Genomic DNA, 7,957 nt, shown 5'->3' on the forward strand with positions numbered 1-7,957 from the left:
TGAGTGATTTGAGTCATATCCGCTATTTCTCCATCATCGCCCACATTGTCCATGGCAAGTCGACGCTGGCCGATCGCTTCATCCAGATGTGCGGCGGCCTGGCCGAGCGTGAAATGGAAGCCCAGGTACTGGATTCCATGGATCTGGAACGTGAACGCGGGATCACCATCAAGGCCCACAGCGTCACCCTGTATTACACCGCCAAAGACGGTATCAAGTACCAGCTGAACTTCATTGACACCCCGGGCCACGTCGACTTCACCTACGAAGTCAGCCGTTCCCTGGCCGCGTGTGAAGGTGCACTGTTGGTGGTCGACGCCGGTCAAGGCGTTGAAGCCCAGTCCGTGGCCAACTGCTACACCGCCATCGAGCAGGGCCTTGAGGTCATGCCGGTATTGAACAAGATCGATTTGCCACAGGCTGATCCTGATCGCGTCAAAGACGAAATCGAGAAGATCATCGGCATCGATGCTACCGACGCCGTCACCTGCAGCGCCAAAACCGGCCTGGGTGTCGACGAAGTGCTCGAGCGTCTGGTGCACACCATTCCTGCGCCGACCGGCAACATCGAAGATCCGCTGCAAGCGTTGATCATCGACTCCTGGTTCGACAACTACCTGGGTGTTGTCTCCCTGGTGCGCGTGCGTCATGGTCGCGTGAAGAAGGGCGACAAGATCCTCGTCAAGTCCACCGGCAAGATCCATCTGGTCGACAGCGTTGGCGTGTTCAACCCGAAGCACACCGCTACTGCTGACCTGAAGGCCGGCGAAGTGGGCTTCATCATCGCCAGCATCAAAGACATTCACGGTGCACCGGTCGGTGACACCCTGACCCTGAGTTCGACCCCGGACGTTGAAGTGCTGCCTGGCTTCAAGCGCATCCAGCCGCAGGTTTACGCCGGTCTGTTCCCGGTCAGTTCCGACGACTTCGAGGATTTCCGCGAAGCATTGCAGAAGCTGACCCTCAACGACTCGTCGCTGCAATACACCCCGGAAAGCTCCGACGCACTGGGCTTCGGCTTCCGTTGCGGCTTCCTCGGCATGCTGCACATGGAAATCATCCAGGAGCGCCTCGAGCGCGAGTACGACCTGGATCTGATCACCACGGCGCCAACGGTAATTTTCGAACTGGTTTTGAAGACCGGTGAAACAATTTACGTCGACAACCCATCCAAGCTTCCGGATGTGTCGTCGATCGAAGACATGCGCGAGCCAATCGTGCGCGCCAATATCCTGGTGCCGCAGGAACACTTGGGTAACGTCATCACCCTGTGCATCGAGAAGCGTGGCGTACAAGTCGACATGCTGTTCCTCGGCAATCAGGTGCAGGTCACTTACGACTTGCCGATGAACGAAGTGGTACTCGACTTCTTCGACCGTCTCAAATCCACCAGCCGCGGCTATGCTTCGCTGGATTACCATTTCGATCGTTACCAATCGGCTAATCTGGTGAAGCTGGACGTGCTGATCAACGGCGACAAGGTCGACGCTCTGGCGCTGATCGTGCACCGTGACAACTCGCACTACAAAGGTCGCCAGTTGACCGAAAAGATGAAAGAACTGATTCCTCGTCAGATGTTCGACGTGGCGATTCAGGCCGCCATTGGCGGTCAGATCGTGGCACGGACAACCGTCAAGGCGCTCAGAAAGAACGTATTGGCCAAGTGCTACGGCGGTGACGTTAGCCGTAAGAAAAAACTGCTTGAAAAGCAGAAGGCCGGTAAAAAACGCATGAAGCAGGTCGGCAACGTGGAAATTCCACAAGAAGCCTTCCTTGCAGTGCTCAGGTTGGATAGTTAGGTCCTATGTCACTAAATTTCCCGCTGTTGCTGGTCATCGCCGTGTTCGTCTGCGGCCTGTTGGCGTTGCTTGATCTGTTGATCCTTGCACCGCGTCGGCGTGCCGCCATTGCCTCTTATCAGGGCAGTGTCGGTCAGCCAGATGTCGTGGTGGTCGAGAAACTCAACAAAGAGCCGCTGCTGGTTGAATACGGCAAGTCGTTCTTCCCGGTGTTGTTCATCGTGCTGGTGCTGCGTTCGTTCCTCGTGGAACCGTTCCAGATCCCGTCCGGTTCGATGAAGCCAACCCTGGACGTCGGCGACTTCATTCTGGTGAACAAGTTTTCTTACGGGATCCGCCTGCCGGTGATCGACAAGAAAATCATCGAAGTCGGTGACCCACAGCGTGGCGATGTCATGGTGTTCCGCTACCCGAGCGACCCGAACGTCAACTACATCAAGCGTGTAGTTGGTCTGCCGGGCGACACGATTCGCTACACCGCTGACAAGCATCTGTTCGTCAACGGCGAGTCGATTGCCGAGCAGATGATCGGCTCCGAGCCGGGCACCCTGGGCAGTGCAGAACTCTATAAGGAAAAACTCGGTGCTGCCGAGCACCTGATCCGCAAGGAAATGAGCCGCTATCGCGCCACCCCGGATCGTTCGTGGACAGTGCCTGCCGGGCACTACTTCATGATGGGCGACAACCGCGACAACTCGAACGACAGTCGCTACTGGGATGATCCAAAGATTCCCAAGGATCTGCTGGGCATGGTTCCCGACCAGAATATCGTCGGCAAGGCCTTCGCGGTCTGGATGAGCTGGCCGGAACCGAAACTCAGTCACCTGCCGAATTTCTCGCGGGTTGGCCTGATCAAGTAATCACACACGGCGCTGTTGAACACAGCGCCGAATGCATTTCTGGCGTCGACACAATCGGCTCCGGGGCATGAAGCCAACGATATTCAGGATGTAATTTTTGAACACAGCGTTAATTGTCCCAGGCCCGCGCCGTATCCCGGCGATGGCGGTGGAATCCAGCTTTGAACACAGCGTGGGTAAACCGTGAGCGCCTCATTAAGCCGTCTCGAGCGACAGCTCGGTTACACCTTCAAGGATCAGGAGCTGATGCTGCTGGCCCTGACGCACCGCAGTTTTGCCGGGCGCAACAACGAACGCCTGGAATTCCTCGGCGATGCCATCCTTAACTTCGTCGCTGGCGAGGCGCTGTTCGATCGCTTCCCGCTGGCCCGCGAAGGCCAACTGTCGCGTTTGCGCGCACGTCTGGTGAAAGGTGAGACGCTGGCCGTACTGGCACGCGGTTTCGACCTTGGCGACTACTTGCGACTGGGTTCCGGTGAACTGAAGAGCGGCGGTTTCCGTCGTGAATCGATTCTGGCCGATGCCCTCGAAGCCCTGATCGGCGCGATCTACCTCGATGCCGGTATGGACATGGCGCGCGAACGCGTCCTGGCCTGGCTCGCTGGCGAGTTCGAAGGTCTGACCCTGGTCGACACCAACAAGGATCCGAAAACCCGTCTGCAGGAACACCTGCAATCGCGCGGTTGCGATTTGCCACGCTACGAAGTGGTGGATATCCAGGGCGAGCCGCACTGCCGAACCTTCTTCGTCGAGTGCGAAGTTGTCTTACTGAATGAAAAAAGCCGAGGTCAGGGTGTCAGCCGTCGTATTGCCGAACAGGTAGCGGCCGCTGCAGCACTGATTGCCCTGGGCGTGGAGAATGGCAATGACTGATACAAACGCAACTCGCTGTGGCTATGTTGCCATCGTCGGCCGTCCCAACGTCGGTAAGTCGACGCTGCTGAACCACATCCTCGGCCAGAAGCTCGCGATCACTTCGCGCAAGCCGCAGACCACTCGCCACAACATGCTCGGGATCAAAACCGAGGGTGACGTGCAAGCGATCTACGTCGACACCCCGGGCATGCACAAGGGTGGCGAAAAGGCCCTGAACCGTTACATGAACAAAACCGCTTCGGCCGCGTTGAAAGACGTCGACGTGGTGATCTTCGTCGTTGACCGCACCAAGTGGACCGATGAAGACCAGATGGTGCTGGAACGCGTGCAGTACGTGACCGGCCCGCTGATCGTCGCGCTGAACAAGACCGATCGCATCGAAGACAAAGCCGAGCTGATGCCGCACCTGAGCTGGTTGCAGGAACAACTGCCGAACGCGCAGATCATTCCGATTTCCGCACAGCACGGGCACAACCTCGACGCGCTGGAAAAAGTCATCGCCGATCACCTGCCGGAGAACGATCACTTCTTCCCGGAAGACCAGATCACCGACCGCAGCAGCCGTTTCCTCGCCGCCGAACTGGTGCGCGAGAAAATCATGCGCCAGATGGGCGCCGAGCTGCCGTACCAGATCACCGTCGAGATCGAAGAGTTCAAGCAGCAGGGCAAAACCCTGCACATCCACGCCTTGATCCTCGTTGAGCGTGACGGTCAGAAGAAGATCATCATTGGCGACAAGGGCGAGCGCATCAAACGCATCGGCACCGAAGCGCGCAAGGACATGGAGCTGCTGTTCGACTCCAAGATCATGCTCAACCTGTGGGTGAAGGTGAAGGGCGGCTGGTCCGACGACGAGCGCGCGCTGCGTTCGCTGGGTTACGGCGACCTGTAAGCGATTCGAAGATCAAAAGATCGCAGCCTTCGGCAGCTCCTACATGACGTACACCTGTAGGAGCTGCCGAAGGCTGCGATCTTTTTTGCAATCCCTGATCGGGAAACAACGTTTATGTCGCAAACCCCGCCTCCCGCCCAACCCGCCTACGTCCTGCACTCTCGCGCCTATCGCGAAACCAGTGCCTTGGTGGATTTCCTCACGCCGCAAGGTCGGCTGCGGGCAGTGTTGCGCAGTGCGCGGGGCAAGGCCGGGACGTTGGCGCGGCCGTTCGTCTCGCTGGAAGTCGAGTTCCGTGGCAAGGGCGAGCTGAAGAATGTCGGGCGCATGGAAAGTGCTGGCACCTCGGCTTGGCTCAACGGTGAGGCGCTGTTCAGTGGACTCTATCTCAATGAACTGCTGATCCGCTTGCTCCCCGCCGAAGACCCGCATCCGGGCGTTTTCGATCACTACGCCGCGACCTTGCTGGCGTTGGCCGAAGGCCGTCCGCTGGAGCCGCTGCTGCGTTCCTTCGAATGGCGTTTGCTGGACGATCTCGGTTATGGCTTCTCGCTGAACACCGATATCCACGGCGAATCGATAGCCGAAGACGGCCTCTATCGCCTGCAAGTGGATGCCGGCCTGGAGCGCGTTTTTCTGCTGCAACCCGGCCTGTTCAACGGCGTCGAATTACTGGCCATGGCCGAAGCCGACTGGACTGCACCGGGCGCACTGTCCGCAGCCAAGCGCCTGATGCGCCAGGCCCTCGCCGTTCACTTGGGCGGCCGTCCTCTCGTTAGTCGCGAGCTGTTTCGCAAGCCCTAGCCCCGTGTATGCTGTGCGCCGAATCTTTTTCTTCAGGAGCGCGCACCCGTGACCACCAGCAATCGCATTCTTCTTGGCGTGAACATCGACCACGTCGCCACCCTGCGTCAGGCCCGTGGTACGCGCTACCCGGATCCGGTCAAGGCTGCGCTGGACGCGGAAGAGGCGGGCGCTGATGGCATTACTGTTCACCTGCGTGAAGACCGCCGGCACATTCAGGAGCGCGACGTACTGCTGCTCAAGGATGTGCTGCAAACCCGCATGAACTTCGAAATGGGCATCACCGAAGAAATGATGGCGTTCGCTGAGCGCATTCGTCCGGCGCACATCTGCCTGGTGCCGGAAACCCGTCAGGAACTGACCACTGAAGGTGGTCTGGATGTAGCGGGGCAGGAAGAACGGATCAAGGCTGCGGTTGAGCGTCTGTCGAAGATTGGCAGCGAAGTGTCGCTGTTCATCGATGCTGATGAGCGGCAGATTGCGGCGTCGAAGCGCGTTGGCGCACCGGCGATCGAGCTGCACACCGGGCGTTATGCCGATGCTGAAACCCCGACGGAAGTGGCTGAGGAGCTGAAGCGCGTTGCGGATGGCGTGGCGTTTGGTTTGGCGCAGGGGCTGATCGTCAATGCCGGTCATGGCCTGCACTATCACAACGTTGAGGCGGTGGCGGCGATCAAGGGGATCAACGAGCTCAACATCGGCCATGCGCTGGTGGCGCATGCGTTGTTCGTCGGCTTCAAGTCCGCTGTGTCCGAGATGAAAGCGCTGATTCTGACTGCAGCTCTGAAGGGTTAAGATCAAGAGATCGCAGCCTTCGGCAGCTCCTACAGGTGTACACATAACCCTGTAGGAGCTGCCGAAGGCTGCGATCTTTTGCTTTTAAAGCGGGGCAGGTTCTTGAGCGGGTTTTGACTTGTCGATGCCAGGCACATGCAGATTGCCCTCAGCCACTTGATCACCCTCAAGCTGCGGCTGCGTCACCCAGGTCAGAATGTCGTAATAACGACGAATGTTCGCCACGAAATGCACCGGCTCGCCGCCACGGGCGTAGCCATAGCGGGTTTTGCTGTACCACTGTTTCTGCGCCAGACGCGGCAGGATCTTCTTCACGTCCAGCCACTTGTCCGGGTTCAAACCTTCTTTGGCGGTCAGTTTGCGCGCGTCATCGAGGTGGCCGCTGCCGACGTTGTACGCCGCGAGGGCGAACCACGTGCGATCCGGTTCCTTGATCGAATCGTCGAGCTGATCCTTCATATAAGCCAGGTACTTGGCGCCGCCCATGATGCTCTGTTTCGGATCAAGTCGGTTCGACACGCCCATCGCCTGCGCGGTGTTCTGCGTCAGCATCATCAGCCCGCGCACACCGGTTTTCGAGGTGACCGTCGGCTGCCACAGCGATTCCTGATAACCGATCGCCGCCAGCAGGCGCCAGTCGACTTTCTCTTTCTTCGCGTAATTCTTGAAGTGCTGTTCGTACTTCGGCAGGCGCTGCTGCAAGTGCTGGGCGAAGGTGGTCGCGCCCATGTAACCGAGTACGTCAACGTGGCCGTAGTAGCGATCTTTCAAGCGTTGCAGGGTGCCATTCTTTTGCACCTTGTCCAGATACGCATTGATCTCGTTGAGCAGGCTGTTGTCTTCGCCCGGGGCCACGGCCCAGCTCTGGTTGCTGGCATCGCCAAGGTCGAAGGCGACGCGGATGTTGGTGAAGTACACCTGGTTCATCGCCACTTCGTTGGAATCGACGAGGGTCAGGTCGATCTGGCCTTCATCGACCATGCGCAGCAGATCGACCACTTCAACCGCGTCGGATTCTTCGTATTCAATGCCGGGGAATTTCTTTTTCAGCTCCGCCAGTTGCTCGGCGTGGGTGCTGCCCTTGAGCACCATGATCTTCTTGCCGACCAGATCGCCGGCGTCGGTAGGGCGCGACTGGCCGTTGCGATAAATGATCTGCGGGGTGACTTCTAAATAAGAGTGGGAGAAACGCACCTGTTGCTTGCGCTGCTCGCTGCTGACCAGACCGGCGGCGGCGAGTACCGGGCCGTTGGGTTTGCCGATCTGATTGAAAAGGTCATCGAGGTTGTCAGCGGTCTCGATCTTCAGCTCGACACCCAAATCGTCGGCGAAACGCTTCACCAGCTCGTATTCGAAGCCGGTTTCACCGCTGCGATCCTGAAAGTAGGTGGCGGGGCTGTTGCGTGTAATCACGCGCAGCACACCATCCTCCTTTATGCGCTCCAGCGTGTTGGGTTTATCAACACAGCCACTGAGCATCAGGAAGAGTCCGGTTGCGATCAGCCATTTGGCGTACCGCGGACGCAAAGCCGTTGGGAAAAACATGTGCGCAGTATACGCAAACGGCCACTGGCGCCATATCTCGACAGTGCAGGATGACTCTGCTGGCCGTCACAAAACCGCACGAAACCCAGCAGGAACGGGGCTTCGCGGGTTTTTGTTACAGTAAAAATAAGCAGGCCTCAAACCGCCGATTTACCTGACTCCGGAGTCGGAAACACAGATTGATACCCGAGTGCAACCGTGCGTAGCGTTTCGGGTGATGTTGAGGGCGGTTTAGGCTAGAATGCACGGCCTCAAAGCACACCCCTTCCCGAGGCTGTCCCGAAGATGTTGATCCTGCGCGGCGCTCCTGCCCTTTCTGCCTTTCGCCACAGCACACTCCGTGAGCAACTGAGCCCGGAGGGTCCCGCTGGCAGTGGCCTGGAGGC

General features: G+C 58.5%; 8 protein-coding genes. 7 read left to right on the plus strand and 1 reads right to left on the minus strand.

Features of this window, described 5'->3' with window-relative positions; genetic code table 11:
- The 6 genes from lepA to pdxJ form a co-directional block, all read left to right on the plus strand.
- Positions 1-1,799: translation elongation factor 4 (gene lepA / locus ACIP66_RS27725; RefSeq protein WP_400652381.1), on the plus strand; the 1,799-nt coding region annotated here is incomplete at its 5' end.
- A gap of 5 nt (positions 1,800-1,804) precedes the next feature.
- Positions 1,805-2,659 (plus strand): signal peptidase I, encoded by an 855-nt coding sequence (gene lepB, locus ACIP66_RS27730; RefSeq protein WP_053117392.1) that lies wholly within the window; start codon positions 1,805-1,807, stop codon positions 2,657-2,659.
- 183 nt (positions 2,660-2,842) lie between these two features.
- A complete protein-coding gene (rnc, locus tag ACIP66_RS27735) occupies positions 2,843-3,532 on the plus strand; it encodes a ribonuclease III (protein ID WP_053117395.1) in 690 nt (229 codons plus the stop codon).
- Positions 3,525-4,427: a GTPase Era gene (era, locus tag ACIP66_RS27740; protein WP_007909024.1), complete on the plus strand. Its 903-nt coding sequence runs from the start codon at positions 3,525-3,527 to the stop codon at positions 4,425-4,427. Before rnc ends, era begins: the two co-directional genes overlap by 8 nt.
- A 114-nt stretch (positions 4,428-4,541) precedes the next feature.
- Positions 4,542-5,231: a DNA repair protein RecO gene (gene recO, locus ACIP66_RS27745; protein WP_400652385.1), complete on the plus strand. Its 690-nt coding sequence runs from the start codon at positions 4,542-4,544 to the stop codon at positions 5,229-5,231.
- 48 nt (positions 5,232-5,279) lie between these two features.
- Positions 5,280-6,026 (plus strand): pyridoxine 5'-phosphate synthase, encoded by a 747-nt coding sequence (gene pdxJ, locus ACIP66_RS27750; protein ID WP_400652388.1) that lies wholly within the window; start codon positions 5,280-5,282, stop codon positions 6,024-6,026.
- 84 nt (positions 6,027-6,110) lie between these two features.
- On the opposite strand, the gene mltF is transcribed toward pdxJ, so the two are convergent.
- Positions 6,111-7,571, minus strand: a complete 1,461-nt coding sequence (gene mltF / locus ACIP66_RS27755) for a membrane-bound lytic murein transglycosylase MltF (protein WP_400652391.1) — start codon at positions 7,569-7,571, stop codon at positions 6,111-6,113.
- Positions 7,572-7,856: 285 nt separating this feature from the next.
- Between mltF and ACIP66_RS27760 the strand changes: the two genes are divergently transcribed.
- On the plus strand, positions 7,857-7,957 hold a 101-nt coding region (locus tag ACIP66_RS27760), incomplete at its 3' end, for a hypothetical protein (RefSeq protein ID WP_400652393.1).

This window comes from Pseudomonas sp. NPDC088429, from assembly GCF_044753305.1.
Taxonomy (GTDB): domain Bacteria; phylum Pseudomonadota; class Gammaproteobacteria; order Pseudomonadales; family Pseudomonadaceae; genus Aquipseudomonas; species Aquipseudomonas rustica.